The sequence below is a fragment of the Lutibacter maritimus genome (assembly GCF_900116115.1).
Classification (GTDB): Bacteria; Bacteroidota; Bacteroidia; order Flavobacteriales; family Flavobacteriaceae; genus Lutibacter; species Lutibacter maritimus.
On sequence record NZ_FOZP01000001.1, the window covers coordinates 130,542 to 154,853 of the forward strand.

Below are 24,312 nucleotides of genomic sequence, written 5' to 3' on the forward strand. Positions count from 1 at the left end.
CATAATTTTAATTTATGGAGCTCTTTTTATTTTTATACTTTTATTTTCTTTTACAAGTATTAATTCCAAGCAAAGTATAAAGCGGACAAAAACTTGCTAAACTTGTAATTAATAATACAATTCCAATAGCTAAAATAATTATAGCGGTAGTGCCACTAATAACATTTAGGTAATATAAAACTGCTATTAAAACGCCAATTAAAACTCTAATAAATTTATCGGCTGTTCCCATATTTGCTTTCATATATTTAGGTGTTTGATTGTTAGTTAAATAAAAATACAAAAAAGAAATGTAATTAATCTTTTTTATGCTTATTTAGTTCATCTTGTAGCCGTCTCATAACTTTTTGTTCTCTTTCTAAAGCTTTAGTTCGGTGTTCTTCAAACTCTTCTTCAACCTCTTTTAAGTTTAATTTAGCTTCTTTTGTAATTTGATTACTTTGCTTAAATTTTATATAAAATAATACAAATAAACCGATAAAGACTAAAATAAGGAAATAAGTTAATGTTTTATAAAAATGTTTGCTTAAGGATATTCCTAAAAATGAAATTTGTTGTTCTTCAGTGGTTAATTTTTCATTTAATTGTTTAATTTCAGTAAGTTCATTTTTTAAACTATCAATTTCTTTTTGAAAATTCATTAAACTATTTTTATGAATAGCCAATGCATTTTTATTTTTTGAAATAGAATCAATTACATTCGCTTTAAGTTTTAAAAGCCATTGTTGTTTTACTACTTTATGGTCTTGATAATTGTTCGATTCATTAATTAAATAATCAAATTGATTTTTTACAGAACCAGTATCAATAAATTTTTTGGTTGATTGACTATAAAAAAATGTACTAGAAAAAATGAATGCAATTAGTAATATTTTATTTTTAAACATATATTTATTTTAATTTTCTTTTTTAAACGATAAGAGTTGTTACTTATTATTATAATAATTGTTTAATTCAATTAAATATTCTTCTTTTTTTAAATCATCAATTAATGAGTATTGAAATGAATTTTTTGCAATTTGATAAATTTCTTCTTTGTTAAGGTTTAAAGCTTTTTGAATTGCTATATAATTATCGTTTACGTGTCCTCCAAAATAAGCAGGGTCATCAGAGTTAATAGTAACTTTTAAACCTAAGTCCATCATTTTTTTTAACGGATGATTTTTTAAATCATCCACAACTTTTAAAGCAGTGTTTGATAAAGGACAAATAGTTAATGCCAAATCTCTATCAATAATGTCAGCAATTAAATTTTCATCTTGCAAACAATTATTACCATGGTCAATGCGCTTAATTCCTAATAAATCTATTGCTTCCCAAACGTAATCTGCATCACCTTCTTCACCTGCGTGTGCTAATGGAATATAACCTTCATTTATGGATGCTTCAAACACTTTCATAAATTTTGAAGGTGGATTTCCAGCTTCAGAAGAATCTAACCCAACCGCCGTAATTTTATCTTTAAATGGTAGTGACTCTTGTAATGTTTTAAAGGCATCTTCTTCACTTAAATGTCGTAAATAACTCATTATTAATAATGAAGATACACCTAAATTAACTTCAGCATCAGCACAGGCATTTGAAATTCCTGTAATCACAGTTTTAAAAGAAATGCCTCTTTTTGTATGCGTTTGTGGGTCAAACATAATTTCAGTGTGTCTTACATTTTGTTCAGCACATTTTTTTAAATAACTATAGGTTAAATCGTAAAAATCTTGTTCATATATTAAAACATTTGCTCCTTGATAATAAATATCTAAAAAATCTTGTAAGCAATTAAAATTATATGCTTTAGCTAATTCTTCAACAGTATTATAAGGTATTTTAAGGTTGTTTCTTTTTGCTATTTTAAATAATAAATCAGGCTCTAAAGTACCTTCAATATGTAAATGTAATTCTGCTTTAGGTAAATTTTGAATAAATTGTTTCATTCTTAATAAAAAATTTTAAGATATAATTTGCTATTTTATAAATTTATAATAGCAATTTTAAAGTTGTAAAACTACATAAAACATTATTTTTATAGCATATTTGTTAAAAATAAATAAATGAAAAAAATAATAATAGTAATTTCAGCAACAATAGGTATAGTTCTGCTGTTATTATTGAATAAAAAAGAAGAAATGAAAATAATTGAAATAGGAGATAAGGTACCTAATTTTATTTTAAAAGATCAAAATGGAAATTTTTTTAATATTGAAAATGAAATTGGTAAAAGAATGGTGATTTATTTTTATCCAAAAGATGATACTCCGGGCTGCACAAAAGAAGCTTGTAAATTTAGAGATGATTTTGAAAGTTTTAATGATTTAGGAGCTTCAGTTATAGGAATTAGTGCAGATAGCGTGGCTTCACATAAAAAATTTGAAGAAAAATATAACTTACCATTTACTTTATTAGCTGATGTAGATAATAAAGTTAGAGCATTATTTGGTGTTCCAAAAAGTATGATATTTTTACCCGGAAGAGTGACTTATGTAATTGATAAAAAGGGTATTGTTAGGTATATTTTTAATAGTCAATTCGGTGAAGAAAAGCATATTGAAAATGCGCTAAATAAATTAAAAGAGCTATAAGGCTATAAATAAATAACCTTATAGCAATATATTATGTTAAGAAGCATTTGATATAGCTGCATTTAATGGGAATTTAAAAACAGCTTTACAAATAGTTTCATTTAATTCCGGTGCTTGGTTATAAACGGTAGCCAATAAATGCAATTCCGAAGCATCGTATTTAATAATTTGAGATTTTATAAGCAATTTATCGTTTAAAAAGGCATTTTTTAAAAGCTGCAATTTGTATAATTGAGGAAGTGGAAACGCCATATACGCATGTTTGGTAATAATACTTTTAACAAAATCTTCCATTTCATTGTATAAAACGTGTGTTAAAAGGGCGTTTTTATTATTGATATCTTTTTCAGTTACTGTGAAGTTTCTTTCTGGACTAGTATAAGTATTTTCTAATGTTTTCATAGTTTTTGTTTTAATAATGATTTAATAAGGGTATGGGAATGTGTCTATTTTTGTTTATAAATAATTGATTACAAAGCGTTGAAATTTTGGAATAGACTTGCTGGATAATTTGTGATTGTTTCATAATAGTTGTTTTTAAATTAATAATTATTGCAAAAAAAAGGTGCTTTTTGTAAAAAGCACCTTTTAAATATATTTTAATAGTTTGTTATCATCAACAATAATAGAAAGTGCTTTTATGTGTACATACCTGCTGTTGCTTAAGCATATTTACAGCTACAGTACAAACAACAGAATACGATGATTTAAAATCAATCATAGTTGATGTATTAGTAGTTGGTATGTATAAAATTGCTTTCATATTGTATTCCAAAAATAAAATATTTTTTTAATTATCAAACATTAATTTAAAAAATATTTAATTAATGATTCAAATTCTTGTAAATTTGCCCGAAAATATAAATATATTATTATGGCAAGTGTTAAAAATTTAAAGAAAGATATTAATTACGTTTTAGGTGATATTATTGAAGAATGTTACGTATGGGAATTATTAAACCCAAGAGCTGATAACAAAAAAGCTGAAGCAATTATTGATGAAGCTATTGCTTCTTTTGATTCTTTAATAGCAAAAGTAAATGCTAAAAAAGTGGAAGATAATAAAGCACATTATAAAGCAATCAATAAAGAGTTTGAAGAAACTGCAAATGCATTGTTAGCAAAAATTAATTCTTTATAATATTTTAGGATTTATTTAAGCTTTTTTTGTTATGATTTATTATTTTTTTTGATTAAATTTATACAATAATAAACCCAAAATAACGTTCTTTTAATAACCAACTAAAATCTTTATAATTTATGGCAAGAGCAATGTTTGAGTATACTAAAGCTGTACTCGAAAAAGTTAGCTTTAACGCAGATTTGTTTAAAAAGGAATTAGAAAAAGCAGTTAACAGATTATTACCCTATGAAATAAAAGAATTATTCTATTGGCTAAAAGACTTTACATCAAATAAACCTGAATTGTATGGTTGTTTAGCATTAGTTGAAAACACAAAAAGGAGCCTTTAAGCTCCTTTTTTTTGTTGTATTGGGCTAATAATTTTTACGTCATTAAATGCAATAACACCTCTAATTACACTGTCTATTACATTTTTTAGCGAATCTATCATATGTATCTTTAATTGAGATTTATGATAGATTAAACTCACTTCTCTGGCAGGTACAGGCTCTTTAAAATCTTTTAAATATACTTTATCTTTTTCATTTATATCTAACGTTTGTAAGTACGGCAGTAAAGTCATTCCTAAACCTTCTTTAGATAGTTTTATAAGTGTATCAAAGCTTCCACTATGCAATTGAAAATGTGAATTTTTATTGCCTAAGGCACTACATAAATTAATAATATTTTCTTTAAAACAATGTCCATCTTCTAATAGTAAAATGTCATCAATATTTAAATTTTCAACATCAATTGTTTTTTTGCTAAATAATCTGTGTTCTGTTGGTACAAAACCTACAAATGGTTCATAATATAATACGCGTTCTTTTAAAATATCATTTTCAAGAGGTGTGGCAGCAATAGCAACATCAATATGACCATCCGTTATTTTTTTTACAATTTCTTCGGTAGTTAGTTCTTCAATTTTTAAGTTAACTTTTGGATATTTTTTTATAAATGTTTTTAAAAATAATGGTAGAAGTGTTGGCATAATAGTAGGAATAATACCTAATTTAAAATCTCCTCCAATAAAGCCTTTTTGCTGATCAACAATATCAGTAATTCTATTGCTTTCATCAACAATAATTTTTGCTTGTTCAACAATTTTAGTGCCTACATCGGTTAATTGAATTGGTTTTTTATTTCTATTAAAAATTTGAGTATCTAATTCTTCTTCCAATTTTTGAATTTGCATACTTAAAGTAGGTTGTGTTACAAAGCAATGTTCTGAAGCAATTGTGAAATTTTGGTATTCGGCAACCGCTAAAATGTATTTAAGTTGTGTGATTGTCATTTATATAAATTTTTATGATAAAGATATTAAAACAATCGATAATATTTATATTAAACAATAAATAATATTGCCGATATTTGTTATAGAAATTTAAAAAATAAATATATGAACACAACAATTATTGGATTAGACAAAAACCGTACTGAAAAACTTGTAGTTAGCTTAAATGATTTATTAGCAAACTTTCAAGTTTATTATCAAAGTTTAAGAGGTTTACATTGGAATATAAAAGGTAAATCATTTTTTGAGTTACACGTTAAATTTGAAGAGTTTTATACGGATTCTCAAGAAAAAATAGATATGATTGCTGAAAGGATTTTAACTTTAGGTGGACATCCTTTACATACTTTTGAAGATTATTCAGCTTTAGCTAAAGTACCTGTTGGTAAAAATATTTCAAAAGATACAGAAGCAGTTGCTTTAGTAGTTAACTCATTAACTGAATTATTGAAAATTGAACGTTCAATTTTAGAGGAATCTGGAGAGGCAAATGATGAAGGAACAAACTCTATGATGAGTGATTTTATTGCGGAACAAGAAAAAACAATATGGATGTTAAATTCGTGGTTAAATTAATATTTTAATTACATAAAAAAGGGAAGCAACAGCTTCCCTTTTTTTATGTTTAACTCCAAAATTTTCTTTGTTTATTAAGTTCATCCTCTTGTTTTTTAAATTCTTCAGGAGAAATTACTTTTAATTGTGATGGATGTTGTTCAATTTCAAATTGAATTCTTTCAATAATTTCTTCAATAGTTTCATTATCATAATCAATTTCCATAGGTTGCTTTATAACCATTGATTGTAAAACATTCCTTTTTTTAATAAGCAATCCTTTTTTATCATAAGCTCTTCTAAAACCATCAATTACAATAGGAACCACAACAGGTTTGTAGGTTTTTATAATATGTGCTGTTCCTCTTCTAATTGGTTTAAAAGGAGTAGTTGTTCCTTGTGGAAAAGTAATTACCCAACCATCATTTAAAGCCTTTTTTATATTACTAATATCAGACATTTTAACTTGTCTGTTTACATCTTTACCTTGGCTTCTCCAGGTACGTTCAATTGAAATTGAACCTACATACGCAAATATTTTTGGTAACAAACCAGCTTTCATGGTTTCGGAAGCGGCAATGTAATAGATATTTAATTTAGGTTTCCAAATGTATCCTATATTTTTAATGCTATTTTCTCTTCCTTTTAGAGCTGCATTAAACACATGAAACATTGCGGCAACATCGGCAAAATAAGTTTGATGATTAGAGATAAAAAGTACGTTTTTATCGGGTAATTGTCTAATTATTTCAGAACCTTCAATTTCAAGTGAATTAAATCTTCGGTATCTTCCGTGAGAAACTACTCCGAAAATACGAATAAGCCACCTTTTTATAAATAGGATATGGCCAAAAGGATTTCTTTTAAAAATTGGCATTTAGTTGGTTTTGGTTACAACAAATTTAGTAAAAAAAAATGATTATAATTTTTTAATTAATTCTTTGAGTTCGCTTAGCATCATTGCTGTTGCTCCCCAAACAACATAATTATTTAATTTAAAGCATGGTACAATCATATTTTTAGCATACGAAGTTGATAAAATATGTGTAGTTAAATTATTGTCATTTAAAAAATCTGACATTGATACATGAATAAGTGCTGCTACTTCGTGATTTTTCACAAACTTTGGCAAATAATTAATTGTACTTAAAAATGGCGTAACCATAAAATTACTTGGTGGAATGTAAACATCTGTCATTTGTTTAAAAATTGAAATGTCATTTATTTCAACACCAACTTCTTCCTGTGTTTCGCGTAATGCTGTTTTTTCAAGTAAAATATCATCGGTTTCAAATTTTCCGCCTGGAAAACTAATTTGTGAAGCATGTGTTCCGTTATAATTGGCTCTTAGTGTTAATAAAAAGTGAGTTTTATTATTTTTATCAGGATAAAATAATACTAATATAGCAGCTTTTTTTGGGTTTTTAGCTTGAATAAAATCTTCCGATAATTTGGTTCTTACTTTAGGAGCTAATTTAAATTGCGCATCTAAGCCTCCAAGTTCTAAAGAAGTTATTCTGTTTAAATTATTTTTAAAATAGGTAAAATCCACTTAACGCTTGGTATAAAATGTTGGTAATGATAAATGAAACACAACTGCAATTATTCTAATTGTTATAACCACAGAAGATGTTGCCACATACACAATAGTTTCATTAAACCCTAAATTGTGTAATAATAAATAAATCATAGCTCCAAATACACAAGCTGTTGCATAAATTTCTTTTCTGAAAATTACAGGAACTTCATTGCATAAAATATCTCTAATAACACCTCCAAATGATGCGGACATTGTTGCAATTGAAATAACTACCACAGGATGAAAACCAGCATTTAAACCAATTTCTGTTCCCATAATGGTGTATAAACCAAGTCCAATGGTATCAAATAAAAACAACGATTTATTTAAGTATTTTAACTTTCTACGGAAAAAAACTGCAAAAAAATACGATCCCATTATTATAAAAATAATGTCGGTATTTTTCATCCAAAATACGGGTTGTGCACCAATTAAAACATCACGTAGTGTTCCTCCACCAACTGAAGTTGCAAATGCAATTATAAAAACTCCAAACGGATCTAATTTTTTTCGCATAGCAACAAGAGATCCTGAAATTGCAAACGAGATAATTCCTAAAATATCTAATACGTTAAAAAGCGTCATTACATTTGTTGGGTAAAATAGTTGTAGTCTTTAATCACAATATCCACAAAATCAATTGGTTTTAAATCGGTTTGAATACCTGTTAAATCAACAATTTTTTGATGAATTTTTACAATAATATTATGATTTCCTTTTCTTTTTGCTTTCAAGTACAATTCTTTAATGGTTTGAATGTCTTTATCAGTAAGTACAGTTACTTGCGGAAAAGTTGGTTGGTATTCTTCAGGAATATCAACAGCAACGGTATCATTAATTGAAATGAATTTTTTTTCTGAAATCACGGTAGTTCCTGCAGCTATATCGCCCAAACGTTGTCCTTTTCCATTTAATAAAATGGTTAACAAAGCTATAGAGCCTGATGCCATTGAAATATCAATTATTCGAAGCATCCAACGTATTAAAAAATTTGAAAATGTAGGTTTTGAACCGTCTAATTTTGTAACTCTAATTTTATTTACATATTTACCCGGACTTTGTCCATTCATTAAAGTTTCAAACAATAAACTATAAAAAAATACGGGTAAACTTAACAATCCATAAATTAGATAAAGTTCACCAGAAATTAAATTTAAACTATCTAAAATTAAGTAAATTATTAGGTAATATCCGCCAACAATAAACATATCAATTAAAAAAGAGCCTATACGCGTACTTAAATTGGCTACATTTTGTTGAATTGTTACATTTTGGGCAGTTTCAATATGAAAATTATCCATTATTTATAGGTGATCTTTTTTGGCTGATACAATTTGATTTTCTACTTTCGTTAACTTGAATCTTCAATAGTATTAATTGCTATATTGAAACGACAAAAATAATAAAAATGCGTGAAGCATCCTTTGTAAAAGCAAATAAAAAGAAATGGCTATTGTTTGAAAATGTTCTTGATAAAAAAGAACAGCTTTCTCCCAATAAATTATCCGACCTATATATTGAAATTACGGACGATTTGAGTTATGCCAAAACCTTTTATCCGCAAAGTAATACAGAGGTTTACTTAAATTCTATTGCATCCAGAGCGCATCAAAATATTTATAAAACCAAAAAGGAAAGCAAAAACAGGTTAATTACTTTTTTTAAAACAGAATTTCCTTTAGAGTTTGTTAAATATCATAAACAGCTATTAATAGCGTTTTCAACCTTTGTTTTTTTTGGAATTATCGGCGCGTATTCAGCAGCTACTGATGGTGATTTTGTTCGTTTAATTTTAGGAGATGGCTACGTAAACACAACCTTGCAAAACATTGAAAAAGGTGATCCAATGGCAGTTTACAAAAAAATGGATGAAGCAACTATGTTTATTGCAATTACATTAAACAATATAAAAGTTGCAATGACAGCTTTTATTTTTGGAATATTATTGTCTGTTGGAACTCTGTATGTAATGCTTCAAAACGGAATTATGTTAGGTTCTTTTTTGTACTTTTTTTATGAAAAAGGATTATTATGGGAGTCTTCTAGAACAATTTGGATTCACGGAACCATAGAAATTTCTGTAATTATCATAGCTGGTTGTGCCGGTTTAGTATTAGGTAATGGTTTATTATTTCCACAAACCTATACTCGATTAGCATCTTTTAAAAGAAGTTTTAAGGCAGGAATGAAAATTATGATAAGTACCATTCCGTTTTTTATTGTTGCTGGATTTTTAGAAGGTTTTGTAACCCGACATACTGAAATGCCCGATTGGTTAGCAGTTTTTATAATATTAATTTCATTCAGTACAATTGTGTACTATTATGTTATATACCCAATTAAGTTATCAAAAAAACAAATTGTAGATGGAAGTTAAAAATTTTATTGAATTTAAAAAAGAGCGTGATTTAGGTGCTATTATAACTGATACATTTAAATTTATTAGAGAAAATTGGAAAGAATATTTTTTAACTGTTTTAAAAATTGTTGGCCCAGTTTTATTAGTAGCACTTGCCGTTTTGGTGTTTTATATGTTTACAATGTCCGATTTATTTACCAATGTTGGAGGCATTCAAAATAACCCAGGTACATTTTTAGGAACCTTATTTTCTTGGGTTTTTGGATTAATTTTCGTGTATATTTTATTGTATACATTGCTATCAATGGCATCGTTATATTTTATAAAATCGTATATCAATAATCATGGAAACGCAATTTTTTCAGAAATAAAAACCAATATTTTAAAAAACATTTGGAAATTTATTGGATTAGGCTTTTTAATTACTTTGGTAACCATTGTTGGAATGATTTTTTGTTACATTCCAGGTATTTATTTAGGTACTGTTATGTCTTTAGCAACATCAATTATGGTGTTTGAAGAAAAAAGTATTGGCGATACATTTTCGCATGCTTTTACATTAATTAAAGGTGAATGGTGGAATACATTTGGAGTACTTATTGTTGTGTGGATGTTGTTGGTTATTTTAGGACAAGCGTTTTCAATTCCAGCATTTATTTATCAAATGATAAAAATAGGCACTATGGTTGGAACAGAAGACCCAACAGCTGTATTTTCAATTTTTAAAGATCCTATTTATTTGGTATTAAATATTTTATCCTATGTTTTTCAATTTATTTTATACTCAATTCCATTAATTTCAACTGTTTTTGTGTATTACGATTTAAATGAGCAAAAAAATCAAACAGGTACTTTTGAAAAAATCGATAGTATTGGTAATGATACTACGTTATAATTTATGAAGAAAACACTTCTTTTTTTATGGTTTTTAACAATCTCTTTGAGCGTTTTTGCGCAATCAGATACATTAACCGTACAAAAAGATAAAGAAGTTATACCTCAAAAAAAGTTTGATAAAAGTAATTTAGAAGAATACAAAGCAGATAAAGATTTTGATTATACAGAAAACTTAGAGTTTAAAGAACCTACGCTGTTAGATCGTATTTTAAATTGGATTGGCAGACAAATTGTGCGTTTTTTAGAGTGGATTTTTGGAGTAGAAAGTGCACAAGGAATTTTTAAAACAATTTTATTAGCATTGCCATACATTGTTGCCGGATTAGTGCTGTTTTTATTGTTTAAATTCTTTTTAAAAGTCAATTCTAATGCCATTGTTTCAAATAGTAAAAATAAATCAGTGGTAACTATTACTGAAGATGAAGAGTTAATTAAAAATAAAGATATTTCAAAATTAATAGCAAAAGCCATTGAGAATAAAAATTACAGATTGGCAGTTCGTTATTATTATTTACAATTGTTAAAACAGTTAGAAGAAAAGGAAATAATTACTTGGGAACAACAAAAAACCAACGAAGATTACGCTACAGAAATAAATGAAGTCAACTTAAAATTATCCTTTAAAAAATTAACAAAATTGTACGATTTTATTTGGTACGGAAGTTTTGATATTAATGAATTAGAGTTTACAAAAGTATCTTCAGATTTTGAAAATGTAAATAAACTATTGAATAAAAAATAAATTGGATAAATCGTTTAAAATATACGTTGTTGTTTTTTTACTGCTAATTTTAGGGTATTTATATCTTGAAAGCACAAAAAAGCAACCTATAAATTGGTTTCCAAGTTATGCGGAAAATCATAAAATTCCGTATGGCACGTATGTTTTAAGAAATGAACTAAAAACGTTTTTACCAAATGTTACTATTGATGAAATTAAAATTCCACCATATATTTATTTAGAAGATTCTACAAGAACCGGAACCTATTTTTTTGCTGATGAAGCCATTAATTTTGGTGATGCAGAGTTTTTTAGATTAATGGAATTTGTAAAAAGAGGAAACGATGTTTTTATTTCAACACACGGAATTCAGATAGATACTCTTAATTTTAAAACCAAGCGGTTAGTAACTGGTAATTTAGATGAAAAAGTGTTTTTTAAATTCTACAATAAAGCATTTAAAAGCAAAGAATTTACTTTTAATAGGGCATTTATAAATCAGGTATTTACTAAAATTGACACTTTAAACACCACAGTTTTAGGGATTACAGGTTATGTAAATGCTAACAATGAACGTACAAATGAAGGTGTTAATTTTGTGAAATTTAATTATGGAAAAGGGAATTTTTACTTTCATACATTTCCAGAAGTTTTTACAAATTACAATATTTTAAATACTGAATATGAGCAACATACAGCTAATATTTTATCTTATGTTGATAGTACAAAACCTTTTTTATGGGATTCGTATTATAAAACAGGTAAAAGCGGAATTTCATCGCCAATGCATTATCTGTTAAGTTCAAAATATTTAAAATGGGCGTATTATATGGCGTTAATTGGTGTGTTGTTTTTTGTAATTTTTGAAGGAAAAAGAAAACAACGCAGTATTCCAATACGTACACCACTAAAAAACCAAACATTGGCATTTACGCGCACTATTGCCAATATGTATTATGAGCAGCAAGATCATAAAAATTTAGCCGAATTTAAAATTAGTTATTTGTTAGAATTTATCAGAACTAAACTGCACATTCCAACAACAACTATTGATGAAACTTTTTATAAATATGTTGCTTTGCGTAGCGGAAACACATTTGAAGATGTAGAAAAACTCTTCAAATTTTGTGATGAAATTCATTTAAAAAATCAAATTTCTATGGATGAACTCATCAAATTAAATAAAATGATTGAAAAATTTAAAAACACAATTCAATATGGAAGAAAATAACGATTTGAATTTTAATAATAGAGTTGATTTAGAAAAACTAAAAGATGCTGTCATTCAAATAAAAGCAGAATTAAGTAAAATAATTGTTGGGCAAGAACATTTTATGGATTTGCTAATTGTAGCGTTATTGGCAGATGGTCATGTTTTAATTGAAGGTGTTCCAGGAGTTGCCAAAACAATTACGGCAAAATTATTATCTAAAACTATTGATACTGGTTTTAGCCGAATTCAATTTACGCCAGATTTAATGCCAAGCGATGTGTTGGGAACGTCTGTTTTAAATATGAAAACTTCTGAATTTGAATTTAGAAACGGTCCTATTTTTTCTAATTTAGTGTTGATTGATGAAATTAACCGTGCGCCTGCAAAAACACAAGCTGCGTTGTTTGAAGTAATGGAAGAACGCCAAATTTCTATTGATGGACATACCTATAAAATGAAACCACCGTTTATGGTACTGGCTACCCAAAATCCAATAGAGCAGGAGGGAACATACGCATTGCCAGAAGCACAATTAGATAGGTTTTTGTTTAAAATTGATGTTGGGTATCCAAATTTAGAAGAAGAAATCTTAATTTTAAAAACGCATCATGATAGAAAAGGTATTTTGCCACAAACCTTAGTTTCACCGTTGCTTTCTGAAGCTGATTTGTTGGAATATAAAAATCAAATCTTCGAAATTTTAGTTGATGAAAAATTAATGACTTACATCGCTCAAATTATTACCAAAACTAGAAATCATCCACATTTATATTTGGGTGGTTCACCAAGAGCAAGTATTGCTGTTTTAAATGCATCAAAAGCCTACGCGGCTATTAATGGACGCGATTTTGTGATTCCAGAAGATATTAAAAAAGTAATTTCACCAGTATTACGTCATAGAATTATTTTAACACCTGAACGTGAAATGGAAGGTATGACTGCAGATAAAGTAATTGAAATGATTGTGCAATCTGTGGAAGTACCACGATAATGATGAATATATTTAAAAGTTTATACATTCACCAACGCTTTTTTGTTTATCTAACAATTATAGCAGCAACATTTTTGGTTTCCTTTTGGTTACCAATATTATACAGTGCTGCTTGGTTTTTAGTAACCATTTTAGTAGTGTTATTTTTTGGTGATATTTATATGCTTTTTAATGTGAATAAAGGAGTTTCTGCCAGAAGAATTTTAACTGAAAAATTTTCAAATTCCGATGATAATCCAATTCCAATCACCATAAAGAATAATTATAAATTTACTATTGAAGCAAAATTAATTGATGAGTTACCAGTTCAGTTTCAAAAAAGAGATTTTGAACAAATTATTCAATTAAAAAGTGCTGAAAACTATAATTTTGAATATTCTGTAAAACCTGTTGAACGAGGTGAATATCATTTTGGAAACTTAAATGTATTTATTTCAACACCTTTAAGAATTGTTGCTAGACGTTTTAAATTTCAAGAAAATGAAATGGTTGCTGTGTATCCATCATACATTCAAATGAAGAAGTATGAGTTTTTAGCAATGAGCAATCGTTTAACGGAATTTGGACTGAAAAAAATTAGAAAAATTGGTCATACATTAGAATTTGAGCAAATTAAAAATTACATCGCTGGTGATGATGTAAGAACTATTAACTGGAAGGCAACTGCAAAGCGCAATCAGTTAATGGTAAATCAGTATCAAGATGAAAAATCGCAACCAATTTATTCTATTATAGATTTAGGCAGAGTCATGAAAATGCCTTTTGAAGAATTGAAATTATTAGATTATGCTATAAATTCTACCTTGGCATTTTCAAATATTGCTCTTCGTAAAAACGATAAAGCAGGATTATTAACTTTTGCCAAAAAAGTTGATACCATTGTTGCTGCAAGTAATAAAAAAACACATTTAAATACTATAAATGAAGCGCTTTACAATATAAATACACAATATACCGATTCTGATTTTGGGTATTTATATGCGCTTATAAAACGTAAAATTACCCAAAGAAGTTTGTTAATTTTATATACAAATTTTGAACATATTTCTGCATTAAAAAGACAATTGCCTTTTTTACAAGCTATTTCAAAATTTCATTTGTTGGTAGTGGTATTTTTTGAAAATACAGAGCTTGATAATTTAATTAATGAAAATGCGGAAGATTTGCAAACTATTTATCATAAAACCATTGCAGAAAAATTTGCTTACGAAAAACGCTTGATTGTAAAAGAATTAGAAAGTAAAGGTATTTATGGAATTCTTACCAAACCACAACATTTAACAGTAAATGTGATTAATAAGTACTTAGAATTTAAGGCAAAAGGATTTATTTAATAATCTTTAGCCATTTTAAAGTCGTTCTAAATTGCATTTAAAGTTTTAATTTCCTTCTTTTTTTAATTTTAAGAATTGAGAATTGAATAAAAAATATTTCTAAACTGCCGCCAAAGCAGCACCAATAATACCTGCTTCGTTTTCCGATTTTGCAGGAATAATTTTAGTATCTATATTTATTTGGGCTTCAAATTTGCTAAACTTTTTACTAGAACCGCCACCAACTATAATTAAATCTGGAGATAATAATAAATTAATGTGTTTAAAGTATTTGTGCAAGCGTTTTCCCCATTGTTTTCTGCTTAAGTTTTCCTCAATTCGTACAGAATCTGCAGCATATTTTTCAAAAATGCAACCACTTTTATGCAATACATGACCAAATTCTGTATTTGGTAGTAATTTTCCATCTAAAAATAAGGCAGAACCAATTCCGGTTCCAAGTGTAATCATAATTACGGTTCCTTTTACATCTTTTCCAGCGCCAAAAGTAATTTCGGCAAGTCCAGCAGCATCTGCATCATTCACAACAGAAAATTGATTGCCCGTTTTACTTTTGAAAAACTCATCAACTTTTAAATTTTTCCAATCTTTATGTAAATTTCCACCAGTTAAACATTTACCGTTTTTTAAAGGTGTTGGAAAACCACATCCAACAGGTCCGTTCCATTTAAAATGATGAATTAATTTTTGGATAGTTTCCGCAACCGCTTCAGGTGTTGCGGGGTGTGGTGTTGCTATTCTTCTTCGTTTCGAAATAAGTTCACCAGTTTTGGTATTTACAACAGCACCTTTAATTCCTGTTCCACCAACGTCTATTCCTAAAATTTCCATATATTTTATTTAAAGGTTACAATTTATTAAAAAATATTATAATTGGAATTATAGAAACTATAAATATTAAAATTCATTTAAAAGGATCTATTTATAGTAAGTTAAAATGATGTTTTATAAGATAAATTAGAATGTTTCTAAAATAAAAAGAAGTTATTTTTGCTATCAAATAAACTAATAATGGATACAATCACTCAAAATACACATTTAAAAACTTCAAAAAAATTAATAGGTAATGTTATTTCTATTGAAGAAGATAAGGCAATTGTTCAGTTGAATATTTCGGAAGAAATGGTAGTGGATAGTTTAGGACTTTCACATGGTGGTTTTACATTTGGCTTGGCAGATTATGCGGCAATGGTTTTAATTAATCACCCAAATGTTGTTTTAGGTAAGGCTGAAGTGAAATTTGTAAAACCTACTGTTGTTGGAGATGTTTTAACTGCAACAGCGAGTTATAAAGAAAAAATAAATGATGTAAAAACAGTTGTTTCTGTTTTGGTATTTAATAAAAAACAGGAAGTAGTTTTTGAAGGTGAATTTGTTTGTTTTACTTTACAAAAACACGTTTTAGATAAATAATACTAATTTTTTAAAGGTTATTTCAGTTTACATTCGTTCTTCAATCCATTTTTTAAAGTCGAAAAAGTTTTTTGGAGCCACACCATGTCCAACAGGATATTCTTGATAACAATTTTTTATGTGTAGGTCATTTAAAAATTTAGGCGTTTTATTTGCCCATTCAACAGGAATAACTTGGTCAACATTTCCATGTGAAATAAAGAAATCTAAATTGGTATATTTTGAAGCATCTAGGGTTTTTGGTAATAAATCTGGATTTATGTAACCACTTAGTGCAATTACTTTTTGTATTTTTTCAGGATAATTTAATGCAACGGCATAACTTAAAATGGTCCCTTGACTAAATCCTAATAAAAAAGTTTTTGCTGGTGTAATATTATATTTTTCTTGAACTTCAGTTACAAATTTTGCAATTAAATCACGAGATGCGATGGCCTCAGGAATGTCAGAAAATTTATCAACGGATGTATTAAAATGTATTGTATACCATGCGTAACCGCCAAAACCTAGAGATTGTGGAGCTCTAGCGCTAATTATAATTAAATCTTCAGGAAGTTCTGTGGCGAATGAAAATAAGTCTTCTTCATTGCTTCCATAGCCATGTAAAAGTATTAAAAGTGACGTTTTTTCAGAGATACTATTTGGCTCTCTTGAAATGTATTGCAGTGATAATTGTTTCATAAGTATAAAATAAAAGTCGTGCTGTTTAGCACGACTTCAAAAGTAAGTTTTAATATAGTTTTATGCAATTCCTTTAAACCAATCTTGAAAAATATCTCCAAATAATGGTATTTTTTTGGTTTCTCCTTGTAAAGCGCCTACCAAACCTATAACAAGTAAAATAAACAATCCAACTCCAATAAAGCCAGTTGCCCATAATCCAATATAACGTATTAAAAATATACTATTTGCAATAGAAAATAAAGAAATTCCTATAGCTTGACGGATATGGAATGAAGCAAAAGCATTGCGTTTTTCATTATTCATAAAATAGGCAATTAAAGTACCAATCCAAGTTATATAACTTATTATAGCAATTGTCTTTCCTTCTTTAATAGTGTAAGCGTCCATTTTTTTATTTTTTTTATAAAACTACTTGATTATTTGCAATAATACCATATACTTTTCCATTCATTTTTTTATTTAAGAAAATAGCATTTTTGGAGGTTGAAAGTATATTGTTTTCTGTAAATTGATATTCAAACTCTGGATTAAAGAGTGTTAAATCGGCTTTATTTCCTTCGCTAATAGTTTCGGTTTTAATTTTAAAACGTTTTTTAGGATTGGTAGTTAAACTTGCAATAAAAACGTCTAAATCAATTTTTTTATTTAATGCGCTAAATAAACTTTCCAAGCCAATGGTGCCAAATTTAGCATTGTAATACTCTACTTTTTTGTGCTCAATATCTATTGGGTTGTGGTCGCTAGTAATCATATCAATTACTCCTTCTTTTAATCCTTTTATAAGTGCCTTTGTATCTTTTAAGGTTCTTAATGGAGGTAATACTTTTGTGTTGGCATCAAAACTTTTTAGCTCATCATCTGTTAAAACTAAATGGTGTGCAGCAACACTACACGAAACATTTAAACCTTTCTTTTTAGCGTTTTTAATCAATTTTACTGCATTTTCTGTTGATATTGTTGGAATGTGTAATTTACCACCAGTGTATTCTAAAATAAATAAATCACGCGCAATTTGAAGTTCTTCTGCCAAACTAGGAATACCTTTTAAGCCTAATTTTGTACTGTTAATTTCTTCATTTACCAAACCTTCTGTTGCAATAGAATTGTCTTGAGGAAAACTTAAAACTAGTCCATCAAAATTTTGCACATATTGCAATCCAATTTTCAATAAATTAGCATTGCTTATAGATTTGTTGTAATCTCCAAAAGCAATGGCCCCAGAGTTTTGCATATCATATAATTCTGCTAAATCTACACTTTGTCCGCCTTTTGTAAAATTTCCAATAGGGTAGAGGTTGGTTGCAAACCCAAAGCTTTTATGTTTTATAAACTCTATGGTAGATTTATTATCGGCTGCTGGGCTTGTGTTTGGATTTACTGCAACTGCTGTAAATCCGCTTTTTGCGGCTGTGTTCAAACCATTTTCAATTGTTTCGCGTTCTTCTAAACCTGGTTCTCCAAAACAAACACTAGAATCAAACCAGCCTTGAGAAATATGTAAGTTTTCAAGTTTAATTTCTTTATAATTATTTGGGTTTTGTATGGTTTTGGAAATTTTGGTGATAATCCCTTTTTCAATTAAAATATCATTTTTTTGTTGATGAAAAGGACTTGAAGGATCAACAATTATAGCAGACTTTATGAGTATATTCATATTTTGAAATATTTTAATAACAGCATTTCAATTAGCAAAAATAGAACAGAAAAAGCTAAAAACCACTTAAAAAGCCAATTGATTTTCTGTTCATTGTACATTTCGGTAAAAAAGTTATCAATAGCGGTGTTAATAACTATGTTTTCGGAGTTTTTAAAAAGTGACGCTAGGTTTAAATAATTTAATTCACTTTCTTCTCTGTTATAATTAAAAGCTATTGTTTTAATTATTTTATCGTTTGATGTTAGGTTGTAAAAACCACTTTTTAAATCTGTTCCATCAATTTTTAATAGAACTTTGTTAGGTGTAATTTCTTGTAACGGAATAAACTCATTGTTATTATTCAATACTTTTAACACATTATCTTTTGCAATATTGGTTATAATTTCAATAGTGTTTTCAGGTTGAATAGTGTAATATAACCGCGCATTTTTTAAACTATTTTTTGCAAAATTGTAAAAAACAGGAACTATTAGAGGTGATTGTATGAAATTGGAAACTTCTTTTTTTAAAGGAGATGAAAATAAATAAACAGCATTGTTATTATTTTTAATAGCTGTTAAAAACGCTTCATTTGAATCTAATTTAAGTACAGAAGCAGCATTTTTTAATTGGAACTTGTAATAAAGATTAGTTGTTGGATATTGAAAATTTGTCACGTTATTTTCAAAAACTTGAGTCATTAAAGGATGTTCAAAAACAATTGAAGTAATTTTATGTTCTTCAGCTGTTTTATTTAAAATTGTTCCAGCATTAAATATTTTTAAAAAATTATTATACGAATTTAAGGCTGAATTTACAGAAGGAATTATAACAATTGTTCCGCCATTTTTTGAAAAATCAAACAGTATTTTTGTAAGTTCATTAGGTATGTTTTCTAACTCATTTAATATGATTAAATGTTGATTTTTTAATGCATCATAATTTAAATTTTGAAGCTGATTTGAAGTGAAATTAAACTCATCTTCAGTATAAATTTTATTTAAAAATTGCGCGTTTTCTCCTATTGCTAAAACGTTCATTTTTTCAGGTTTTGATAGTGTAAAATAGAACGTATTATCAAAGGTTAAATTGGCATCTGTTAACGTTATAATTCCATTCATATTTGTAATGTTTGGAATAGAAAAATCTATAATTGAGGTGTTAGAATTGTTAAACTTAATAATAGATTTTCCAAGTAACTTTGTATTGTCTTGCAAAGAAATTGGAATGGTTAATGAATTTTTTTCTGTGCTTTTTACAACTATTGAAAGTGTTATTTCATTTGCTTTTTCTTCTGCAATGTAAATGCTGTCTATAAAAATGTTTGTATTTTTTTTAGGATGTAATTTTAATACATTTATAGCTGTGTTTACATTTGTAACTTCAGGTTTATTTTTAAAATTAATAATTTGAAAATCAGATATTATTATATTTTTATTTAAAGTGTTTGTTGATTTTAAATTAGTACTATTTAATTTCAATAAAACCGTGTTTAAATCTAATTTATTTGGAGAATAATCACAAGTAATCAATTCATTTTTTAGTGTTTTGCTATCTATATTTTTAAATTCTTTACTATTTGTAATTAATGAAAATGTGGTGTTTTTAGAATTGGTATTTTCAATAATTTGTTGCGCAATTGATTTTAGTAATTCTCCATTTTCACCCTTTGCCTGCATACTAAAAGAGTTGTCTAAATAAATAGTTGTATGGTAATTTTGTTGCAGTGAATTGTTTGAAAAATATGGTTGAGAAAAAGCAATAATTAAACATGCAAAAGTAGCCATTCTGGTAAGTAAAATTAATAGCTTTTTTACTCTTGAACTTTTACGAGTTTGCTGTACTATTTTTTTTAAAAACTGAACGTTTGTAAATGGAACTTTTTTGAAGCGTTGTAGTTGAAATAAATGAACTAATATCGGAATGATAAGTAGTAATAATGCATATAAAATTTCAGGATGTTTAAATTGCATTTTTTCAAAGGATTTCTCAAAGATATTAAATTCAATTTTAACTTATGCAAAATAGTTTTCTAAAATTCCTAATGCATAATTACTGGCAATTGTATTTGAAAATTTTGAAAAATCTATGGTTGCATTATCATTTGCTTTGTCAGATATAATTCTAATTATTGAAAACGGCATTTCATATTCATAACAAATTTGAGCTACAGCCGCACCTTCCATTTCAACGCAAATTGCGGATGGTATTTGTTTATTTAATTTGGCTATTTTTTTTAAACTTGAAATAAATTGATCACCACTAGCAATATCTCCAAAAACCAATTTCGGTTTTGTAATGTCAAAAATTTGCGCATCATTTAATTTTACATAGCAGTGGTAATTTTGTAAAAATATAGTTGTGGCAGCAATTAATGAATCCGGGTTCTTGGTTTCTAAAAACAACTTTTTAATAATCGGAATTTCAAACCTTTTATAAAACGGACTTGCATTTAAATCGTGTTGAAACAGGTCTTTTCCAATCACAATATCTCCAATATTTAAATTTGGATGAATGCCGCCTGCAACGCCTGTAAAAATAATTTCATCTAAATCAAAATCATTAATTAGCTGAGTTGTTGTTGCGGCTGCAGCAACCTTTCCCCATCTAGAGAAAACCAACACTACTTTTTTGTTAAAAAGTGTTCCAACATAATAAGTTCGCATTCCTTTTTCTATGGTAGAAACGTTTTGTAATTTATTTAGTAATGCTTGAATTTCTTCTTGCATTGCACTAATAATTGCAATCATTTTTAAAATTTTAATTGATTATTTTACCATCTTTCATTTCCAATTTGCGATCTGCCATATTTGCCAACTCTTGATTGTGTGTAACAATTACAAAAGTTTGGTTAAATTTTTCGCGCAACGTGAAAAATAGTTCGTGTAAATTTTTTGCAGAAGTTGAATCTAAATTTCCACTTGGTTCATCAGCAAAAATTACATCTGGATTATTAATTAAAGCTCTTGCAACAGCAACACGCTGTTGTTCACCTCCAGAAAGTTCATTTGGTTTATGATGAATTCTATCTGATAAACCTAAAAAAGTGAGCAATTCTATTGCTTTAGTTTCAGTTTCTTTTTTCGATTTATTTCCAATAAAAGCGGGTATACACACATTTTCTAATGCTGTAAATTCAGGTAATAACTGATGAAATTGAAAAATAAATCCAATATGTTGATTTCTGAATTTGGATAATGATTTGTCCTTTAATTCTAACAGATTGGTATCGTTTATTTTTAACTCGGCATTTTTAACTTTGGTTGGTTGATCTAACGTTCCAAGAATTTGTAAAAGTGTTGTTTTTCCTGCACCTGAAGGCCCAACAATAGCAACAACTTCACCCTTTTTTATAGTTAATTTAACACCTTTTAAAACCTCTAATTCTCCATAAAATTTATGGATTTCTTTTGCTTCAATCATTTTTTAAAATAAAAGGTGAAAATACAATTTATATTTTATTACAACCAATTTTTAGCTTTATTATAATCTATATAATATACTAAACGAACTGAAAAATTATGTAGCATAGATTCATCAAATAAATTATCTAAATTTTCTTTAAAATTTAAATCAGCTAATTGATCTTCATTAAAAATAGAGTTTCTGTATAGCGCAATTAATTGACTTCCAGGAGCAAATTCCCAAGTGTAACTTAAATCAAAATTCCAAATATTATAGTTAATATCATGGTTTTCAGTGTAATCATTTGCTACAAGTATTCCATTATTGTTTAGTAAATAATATTGATTATCATATTCAACAGGCGACCAATAATGGCGGAAAGTTAAGTTTAAAGCAGATTTTGTGCTAAAATTATATTTTCCAGAAATAGCATTGGTAAATGATTTTGCATCTCTTTTACCAAAAATTATTTCATCATCTGCAATAATATCTACAAAACCTTTGTCATTAGTGTCTTTAGAATAGTTTAAATCGTACACAAATGATAGTTGATCGTTAACTCTATAACGAGGTGAAAAGCTAATGTCAATATAAGAATTATCATCATTAATTCTTGATGCCATAAAAACGTTGGCATCTATTGCGAATTTTTTTCTATAGTCAGTTGATATCCATTGATTGGAAGATATTCTACCTGGTTTTTTATAAAATCTTCCTGAAATTCTTGGTTCGTAATAATCAAATTCTTTATTTATGATTGTGTTAAAATTTCCACCATAAGCTATTTTAGTTTCTTTTGTTTGAAAGGAATAATTTAAACCAATAGAATTGCTTGTGTATTTGTTTGGCTTGTATAGATAATCCAAATCTGCCCAAAGCGTAAACTGATAGCGATCAAATCTGCCTTTAGGTTCAAAAGTTTCGTAGCTTATATAAGATTCAAAATTGCTAAAGTTATTTCTTTGTTGGTAGCCTAAATCATTTTTATTAAATTTTGCATCTTCTAAATGATGTTCAAGTCCGTATTGCCAGTTTCCACTTATTTTTCTAACAGCAACATCGGTAAAAAAACCTTTTGTTGTTGTATCAAATTCATTTAAATAGCTCATACCCCCACCACCTTCAATTTTATATTTATTTGCTTTATTTGTAAGGTCAAACAGTAGTGCTGATACATTTGCATCTCTAAAAGCACCTTCTCTCATTACATTTGTATTTACAAAACTTATCGCTGAATTTTTATTAAATTGTTGGTCAATAACTAATACATTGTAGTTTGCAAATGGTTCTAAAACAATTTTCCGAATTTCATCAGTATCGGTGTTTTTTATTTTAGCAACTGTTTTTTCTGTGATTGCATTAAAAAAGCCAACTCCTAAACCATTTTTTGTTCTTCCTGAAATTTTTAAAGCATTTAACATTTTTACATCTGAAGGAGTATCTAAAATTTCTTCATTTTCAGCTAAATCGCTACTTTTAACGTAGGTTGAAGGTCTGTTACCAACTCTCCTTGAGTAAAATAAATTTCCTTTGTTAAACAATTCTGTTCCTTCGGTAAAAAAAGCTCTTTTTTCAGAAAAGTGTTGTTCAAATGGACCTAAATTTAATGTAAGGTTATCAAATGCTGTTTGTCCAAAATCTGGAATTAAAGTGGCGTCTAAAGTAAAACTTTCACTAATGCCATATTTCACATCCATTCCTATGCTTGAATCAAATTGATTCTCACCATTGTAAATGGAATAGGATGAAGAGGCATAAGGGAAAAAACTCAATCGGGTTGGTGGTGAAATATTTTTAATACCATTTAAAATTCCTGCATATTGTTGAATATTTCCTTTAGTTTTATCAATAGGATTCCACGTATATTGCTCTTTGGTATTTTGCATTCTTCTGTGAAAATTTAAACCCCAAGTTTGAACTTCTTCATTTGAAAAACGCAATGCAGAATAAGGTATTTTAACCTCAATAACCCATTTTTCGTTATCTAATTTAACCGCACTTTCCCAAACAGCGCTCCAACCAAAATCTTCATCGTTAATGGATGCTTTGGCATCGGCTTGATTTCCGGTAGCTTGAATAAAAAATTCTGTATCATTTTGTCCATCGTTTAGCGGGTTTAGTATAATTCCAAACCAATCTGTTTGACCAAAATTATCTCTTGTAGCAGATTCTATAGGGATATTTTTTATATCATTATCATAAAGTAAAGCTCCAAAATAGATAGCTTCATCATCATAAATTACTTTTACTTCTGTTTTTTTTCCAGAAGGTTCATTTGTACCAATACCTGGCCGAAACATAATAAAATCTTTTGCAGTTTCTGCATTTTGCCAAAAAGACTCATCTAAAACACCATCAATAGTTGGTGCTGAGGAAATTCTTAAAGCTTGAATGGATTTTGGGTTTGGATTTAGTTGAGCAAATGCGCTAATTTGTGTAAAAAGGTAAAAAATAAATATGAATTTCTTCATTGTAGGTTATAATATAAAAACTGTTTGCTAAAATATTTAACATCTAGCAAAATTCGTCTTA

Annotated in this window: 28 protein-coding genes; 11 read left to right on the forward strand and 17 right to left on the reverse strand. The window is 27.8% G+C overall.

Going from position 1 to position 24,312, the window contains the following annotated elements; genetic code table 11:
* Window positions 1-40 precede the first annotated feature (40 nt).
* The 3 genes from BM335_RS00570 to BM335_RS00580 are packed head-to-tail and all read right to left on the reverse strand — an operon-like array spanning window position 41 to window position 1,931.
* Window positions 41-244, reverse strand: a complete 204-nt coding sequence (locus BM335_RS00570) for a YgaP family membrane protein (RefSeq protein ID WP_090221880.1) — start codon at window positions 242-244, stop codon at window positions 41-43.
* 52 nt (window positions 245-296) lie between these two features.
* The gene (locus BM335_RS00575) at window positions 297-887 is read right to left on the reverse strand and encodes a hypothetical protein (RefSeq protein WP_090221882.1); all 591 of its coding nucleotides are present in this window, start codon (window positions 885-887) and stop codon (window positions 297-299) included.
* A 39-nt stretch (window positions 888-926) separates the two neighbouring features.
* Entirely contained in the window at window positions 927-1,931 is a 1,005-nt protein-coding gene (locus BM335_RS00580; protein WP_090221884.1) for an adenosine deaminase, read from the reverse strand.
* Between the two features lie 192 nt (window positions 1,932-2,123).
* On the opposite strand from BM335_RS00580, the gene BM335_RS00585 reads away from it, so the two are divergent.
* Window positions 2,124-2,576 carry a peroxiredoxin gene (locus BM335_RS00585; RefSeq protein WP_090223186.1) on the forward strand — a complete coding sequence of 151 codons (453 nt, stop codon included), beginning with the start codon at window positions 2,124-2,126 and terminating at the stop codon, window positions 2,574-2,576.
* A gap of 36 nt (window positions 2,577-2,612) precedes the next feature.
* Here BM335_RS00585 and BM335_RS00590 read toward each other — a convergent pair whose 3' ends face one another.
* Window positions 2,613-2,978 carry a hypothetical protein gene (locus tag BM335_RS00590; RefSeq protein ID WP_090221887.1) on the reverse strand — a complete coding sequence of 122 codons (366 nt, stop codon included), beginning with the start codon at window positions 2,976-2,978 and terminating at the stop codon, window positions 2,613-2,615.
* 472 nt (window positions 2,979-3,450) lie between these two features.
* On the opposite strand from BM335_RS00590, the gene BM335_RS00595 reads away from it, so the two are divergent.
* Entirely contained in the window at window positions 3,451-3,717 is a 267-nt protein-coding gene (locus tag BM335_RS00595; RefSeq protein ID WP_090221890.1) for a hypothetical protein, read from the forward strand.
* A 119-nt stretch (window positions 3,718-3,836) separates the two neighbouring features.
* Window positions 3,837-4,049, forward strand: a complete 213-nt coding sequence (locus BM335_RS00600; RefSeq protein ID WP_090221892.1) for a hypothetical protein — start codon at window positions 3,837-3,839, stop codon at window positions 4,047-4,049.
* On the opposite strand, the gene BM335_RS00605 is transcribed toward BM335_RS00600, so the two are convergent.
* A complete protein-coding gene (locus BM335_RS00605; RefSeq protein ID WP_090221894.1) occupies window positions 4,046-4,993 on the reverse strand; it encodes a LysR substrate-binding domain-containing protein in 948 nt (315 codons plus the stop codon). The two genes, BM335_RS00600 and BM335_RS00605, sit on opposite strands and share 4 nt — an antisense overlap.
* Before the next feature lie 105 nt (window positions 4,994-5,098).
* Between BM335_RS00605 and BM335_RS00610 the strand changes: the two genes are divergently transcribed.
* Complete coding sequence (locus tag BM335_RS00610) at window positions 5,099-5,569, forward strand: Dps family protein (protein WP_090221896.1); 471 nt, start codon at window positions 5,099-5,101, stop codon at window positions 5,567-5,569.
* 49 nt (window positions 5,570-5,618) lie between these two features.
* Here the strand turns inward: BM335_RS00610 and BM335_RS00615 are convergent, their stop codons facing one another.
* The 4 genes from BM335_RS00615 to BM335_RS00630 are packed head-to-tail and all read right to left on the reverse strand — an operon-like array spanning window position 5,619 to window position 8,428.
* Entirely contained in the window at window positions 5,619-6,425 is an 807-nt protein-coding gene (locus tag BM335_RS00615) for a lysophospholipid acyltransferase family protein (RefSeq protein WP_090221898.1), read from the reverse strand.
* Window positions 6,426-6,467: 42 nt separating this feature from the next.
* A complete protein-coding gene (locus BM335_RS00620; RefSeq protein ID WP_090221900.1) occupies window positions 6,468-7,100 on the reverse strand; it encodes an NUDIX hydrolase in 633 nt (210 codons plus the stop codon).
* Complete coding sequence (locus BM335_RS00625; RefSeq protein WP_090221903.1) at window positions 7,101-7,712, reverse strand: trimeric intracellular cation channel family protein; 612 nt, start codon at window positions 7,710-7,712, stop codon at window positions 7,101-7,103.
* Window positions 7,712-8,428 (reverse strand): RDD family protein, encoded by a 717-nt coding sequence (locus tag BM335_RS00630; protein ID WP_090221906.1) that lies wholly within the window; start codon window positions 8,426-8,428, stop codon window positions 7,712-7,714. Before BM335_RS00630 ends, BM335_RS00625 begins: the two co-directional genes overlap by 1 nt.
* 107 nt (window positions 8,429-8,535) lie before the next feature.
* Here BM335_RS00630 and BM335_RS00635 point away from each other — a divergent pair, with 107 nt between their 5' ends.
* Genes BM335_RS00635 through BM335_RS00660 form a run of 6 tightly spaced genes read left to right on the forward strand, consistent with a single transcriptional unit; the run spans window position 8,536 to window position 14,642 of the window.
* A complete protein-coding gene (locus tag BM335_RS00635) occupies window positions 8,536-9,504 on the forward strand; it encodes a stage II sporulation protein M (protein WP_090221908.1) in 969 nt (322 codons plus the stop codon).
* Window positions 9,494-10,381: a hypothetical protein gene (locus BM335_RS00640; protein WP_090221910.1), complete on the forward strand. Its 888-nt coding sequence runs from the start codon at window positions 9,494-9,496 to the stop codon at window positions 10,379-10,381. Before BM335_RS00635 ends, BM335_RS00640 begins: the two co-directional genes overlap by 11 nt.
* 3 nt (window positions 10,382-10,384) lie before the next feature.
* Window positions 10,385-11,125 carry a DUF4129 domain-containing protein gene (locus BM335_RS00645; protein ID WP_090221912.1) on the forward strand — a complete coding sequence of 247 codons (741 nt, stop codon included), beginning with the start codon at window positions 10,385-10,387 and terminating at the stop codon, window positions 11,123-11,125.
* 1 nt (window position 11,126) lies between these two features.
* Window positions 11,127-12,335, forward strand: a complete 1,209-nt coding sequence (locus BM335_RS00650; RefSeq protein WP_177219116.1) for a DUF4350 domain-containing protein — start codon at window positions 11,127-11,129, stop codon at window positions 12,333-12,335.
* Window positions 12,322-13,308 carry an AAA family ATPase gene (locus BM335_RS00655; RefSeq protein WP_090223189.1) on the forward strand — a complete coding sequence of 329 codons (987 nt, stop codon included), beginning with the start codon at window positions 12,322-12,324 and terminating at the stop codon, window positions 13,306-13,308. Before BM335_RS00650 ends, BM335_RS00655 begins: the two co-directional genes overlap by 14 nt.
* Before the next feature lie 2 nt (window positions 13,309-13,310).
* Window positions 13,311-14,642 carry a DUF58 domain-containing protein gene (locus BM335_RS00660; RefSeq protein ID WP_090223192.1) on the forward strand — a complete coding sequence of 444 codons (1,332 nt, stop codon included), beginning with the start codon at window positions 13,311-13,313 and terminating at the stop codon, window positions 14,640-14,642.
* Between the two features lie 99 nt (window positions 14,643-14,741).
* On the opposite strand, the gene ppgK is transcribed toward BM335_RS00660, so the two are convergent.
* Window positions 14,742-15,473, reverse strand: coding sequence for a polyphosphate--glucose phosphotransferase (gene ppgK, locus BM335_RS00665; protein ID WP_090221917.1), 732 nt, complete (start codon window positions 15,471-15,473; stop codon window positions 14,742-14,744).
* Window positions 15,474-15,653: 180 nt separating this feature from the next.
* Between ppgK and BM335_RS00670 the strand changes: the two genes are divergently transcribed.
* Window positions 15,654-16,055, forward strand: a complete 402-nt coding sequence (locus BM335_RS00670; RefSeq protein WP_218157791.1) for a hotdog domain-containing protein — start codon at window positions 15,654-15,656, stop codon at window positions 16,053-16,055.
* A 27-nt stretch (window positions 16,056-16,082) separates the two neighbouring features.
* Here BM335_RS00670 and BM335_RS00675 read toward each other — a convergent pair whose 3' ends face one another.
* The 7 genes from BM335_RS00675 to BM335_RS00705 are packed head-to-tail and all read right to left on the reverse strand — an operon-like array spanning window position 16,083 to window position 24,251.
* On the reverse strand, window positions 16,083-16,736 hold the full coding sequence (locus BM335_RS00675; protein WP_090221919.1) for an alpha/beta hydrolase: 654 nt from the start codon (window positions 16,734-16,736) through the stop codon (window positions 16,083-16,085).
* A gap of 60 nt (window positions 16,737-16,796) precedes the next feature.
* On the reverse strand, window positions 16,797-17,126 hold the full coding sequence (locus BM335_RS00680) for a DUF4870 domain-containing protein (RefSeq protein WP_090221921.1): 330 nt from the start codon (window positions 17,124-17,126) through the stop codon (window positions 16,797-16,799).
* A gap of 13 nt (window positions 17,127-17,139) precedes the next feature.
* Window positions 17,140-18,393 (reverse strand): dihydroorotase, encoded by a 1,254-nt coding sequence (locus BM335_RS00685; protein WP_090221923.1) that lies wholly within the window; start codon window positions 18,391-18,393, stop codon window positions 17,140-17,142.
* Complete coding sequence (locus BM335_RS00690; protein WP_090221926.1) at window positions 18,390-20,348, reverse strand: BatA domain-containing protein; 1,959 nt, start codon at window positions 20,346-20,348, stop codon at window positions 18,390-18,392. Before BM335_RS00690 ends, BM335_RS00685 begins: the two co-directional genes overlap by 4 nt.
* Window positions 20,349-20,390: 42 nt before the next feature.
* Complete coding sequence (locus tag BM335_RS00695; protein ID WP_090221928.1) at window positions 20,391-21,125, reverse strand: 5'-methylthioadenosine/adenosylhomocysteine nucleosidase; 735 nt, start codon at window positions 21,123-21,125, stop codon at window positions 20,391-20,393.
* A 10-nt stretch (window positions 21,126-21,135) separates the two neighbouring features.
* On the reverse strand, window positions 21,136-21,798 hold the full coding sequence (locus BM335_RS00700) for an ABC transporter ATP-binding protein (RefSeq protein ID WP_090221931.1): 663 nt from the start codon (window positions 21,796-21,798) through the stop codon (window positions 21,136-21,138).
* A 38-nt stretch (window positions 21,799-21,836) separates the two neighbouring features.
* On the reverse strand, window positions 21,837-24,251 hold the full coding sequence (locus BM335_RS00705; RefSeq protein ID WP_090221933.1) for a DUF5916 domain-containing protein: 2,415 nt from the start codon (window positions 24,249-24,251) through the stop codon (window positions 21,837-21,839).
* Window positions 24,252-24,312 lie beyond the last annotated feature (61 nt).

Excerpts from the sequence above, each read along its gene's own strand:
- BM335_RS00570 (WP_090221880.1), bottom strand. The coding sequence starts at position 244 with ATGAAAGCAAATATGGGAACAGCCGATAAATTTATTAGAGTTTTAATT.
- BM335_RS00575 (WP_090221882.1), bottom strand. The coding sequence starts at position 887 with ATGTTTAAAAATAAAATATTACTAATTGCATTCATTTTTTCTAGTACA.
- BM335_RS00580 (WP_090221884.1), bottom strand. The coding sequence starts at position 1,931 with ATGAAACAATTTATTCAAAATTTACCTAAAGCAGAATTACATTTACAT.
- BM335_RS00585 (WP_090223186.1), top strand. The coding sequence starts at position 2,124 with ATGAAAATAATTGAAATAGGAGATAAGGTACCTAATTTTATTTTAAAA.
- BM335_RS00590 (WP_090221887.1), bottom strand. The coding sequence starts at position 2,978 with ATGAAAACATTAGAAAATACTTATACTAGTCCAGAAAGAAACTTCACA.
- BM335_RS00595 (WP_090221890.1), top strand. The coding sequence starts at position 3,451 with ATGGCAAGTGTTAAAAATTTAAAGAAAGATATTAATTACGTTTTAGGT.
- BM335_RS00600 (WP_090221892.1), top strand. The coding sequence starts at position 3,837 with ATGGCAAGAGCAATGTTTGAGTATACTAAAGCTGTACTCGAAAAAGTT.
- BM335_RS00605 (WP_090221894.1), bottom strand. The coding sequence starts at position 4,993 with ATGACAATCACACAACTTAAATACATTTTAGCGGTTGCCGAATACCAA.
- BM335_RS00610 (WP_090221896.1), top strand. The coding sequence starts at position 5,099 with ATGAACACAACAATTATTGGATTAGACAAAAACCGTACTGAAAAACTT.
- BM335_RS00615 (WP_090221898.1), bottom strand. The coding sequence starts at position 6,425 with ATGCCAATTTTTAAAAGAAATCCTTTTGGCCATATCCTATTTATAAAA.
- BM335_RS00625 (WP_090221903.1), bottom strand. The coding sequence starts at position 7,712 with ATGACGCTTTTTAACGTATTAGATATTTTAGGAATTATCTCGTTTGCA.
- BM335_RS00630 (WP_090221906.1), bottom strand. The coding sequence starts at position 8,428 with ATGGATAATTTTCATATTGAAACTGCCCAAAATGTAACAATTCAACAA.
- BM335_RS00635 (WP_090221908.1), top strand. The coding sequence starts at position 8,536 with ATGCGTGAAGCATCCTTTGTAAAAGCAAATAAAAAGAAATGGCTATTG.
- BM335_RS00640 (WP_090221910.1), top strand. The coding sequence starts at position 9,494 with ATGGAAGTTAAAAATTTTATTGAATTTAAAAAAGAGCGTGATTTAGGT.
- BM335_RS00645 (WP_090221912.1), top strand. The coding sequence starts at position 10,385 with ATGAAGAAAACACTTCTTTTTTTATGGTTTTTAACAATCTCTTTGAGC.
- BM335_RS00655 (WP_090223189.1), top strand. The coding sequence starts at position 12,322 with ATGGAAGAAAATAACGATTTGAATTTTAATAATAGAGTTGATTTAGAA.
- BM335_RS00660 (WP_090223192.1), top strand. The coding sequence starts at position 13,311 with ATGAATATATTTAAAAGTTTATACATTCACCAACGCTTTTTTGTTTAT.
- ppgK (WP_090221917.1), bottom strand. The coding sequence starts at position 15,473 with ATGGAAATTTTAGGAATAGACGTTGGTGGAACAGGAATTAAAGGTGCT.
- BM335_RS00670 (WP_218157791.1), top strand. The coding sequence starts at position 15,654 with ATGGATACAATCACTCAAAATACACATTTAAAAACTTCAAAAAAATTA.
- BM335_RS00675 (WP_090221919.1), bottom strand. The coding sequence starts at position 16,736 with ATGAAACAATTATCACTGCAATACATTTCAAGAGAGCCAAATAGTATC.
- BM335_RS00680 (WP_090221921.1), bottom strand. The coding sequence starts at position 17,126 with ATGGACGCTTACACTATTAAAGAAGGAAAGACAATTGCTATAATAAGT.
- BM335_RS00685 (WP_090221923.1), bottom strand. The coding sequence starts at position 18,393 with ATGAATATACTCATAAAGTCTGCTATAATTGTTGATCCTTCAAGTCCT.
- BM335_RS00690 (WP_090221926.1), bottom strand. The coding sequence starts at position 20,348 with ATGCAATTTAAACATCCTGAAATTTTATATGCATTATTACTACTTATC.
- BM335_RS00695 (WP_090221928.1), bottom strand. The coding sequence starts at position 21,125 with ATGATTGCAATTATTAGTGCAATGCAAGAAGAAATTCAAGCATTACTA.
- BM335_RS00700 (WP_090221931.1), bottom strand. The coding sequence starts at position 21,798 with ATGATTGAAGCAAAAGAAATCCATAAATTTTATGGAGAATTAGAGGTT.
- BM335_RS00705 (WP_090221933.1), bottom strand. The coding sequence starts at position 24,251 with ATGAAGAAATTCATATTTATTTTTTACCTTTTTACACAAATTAGCGCA.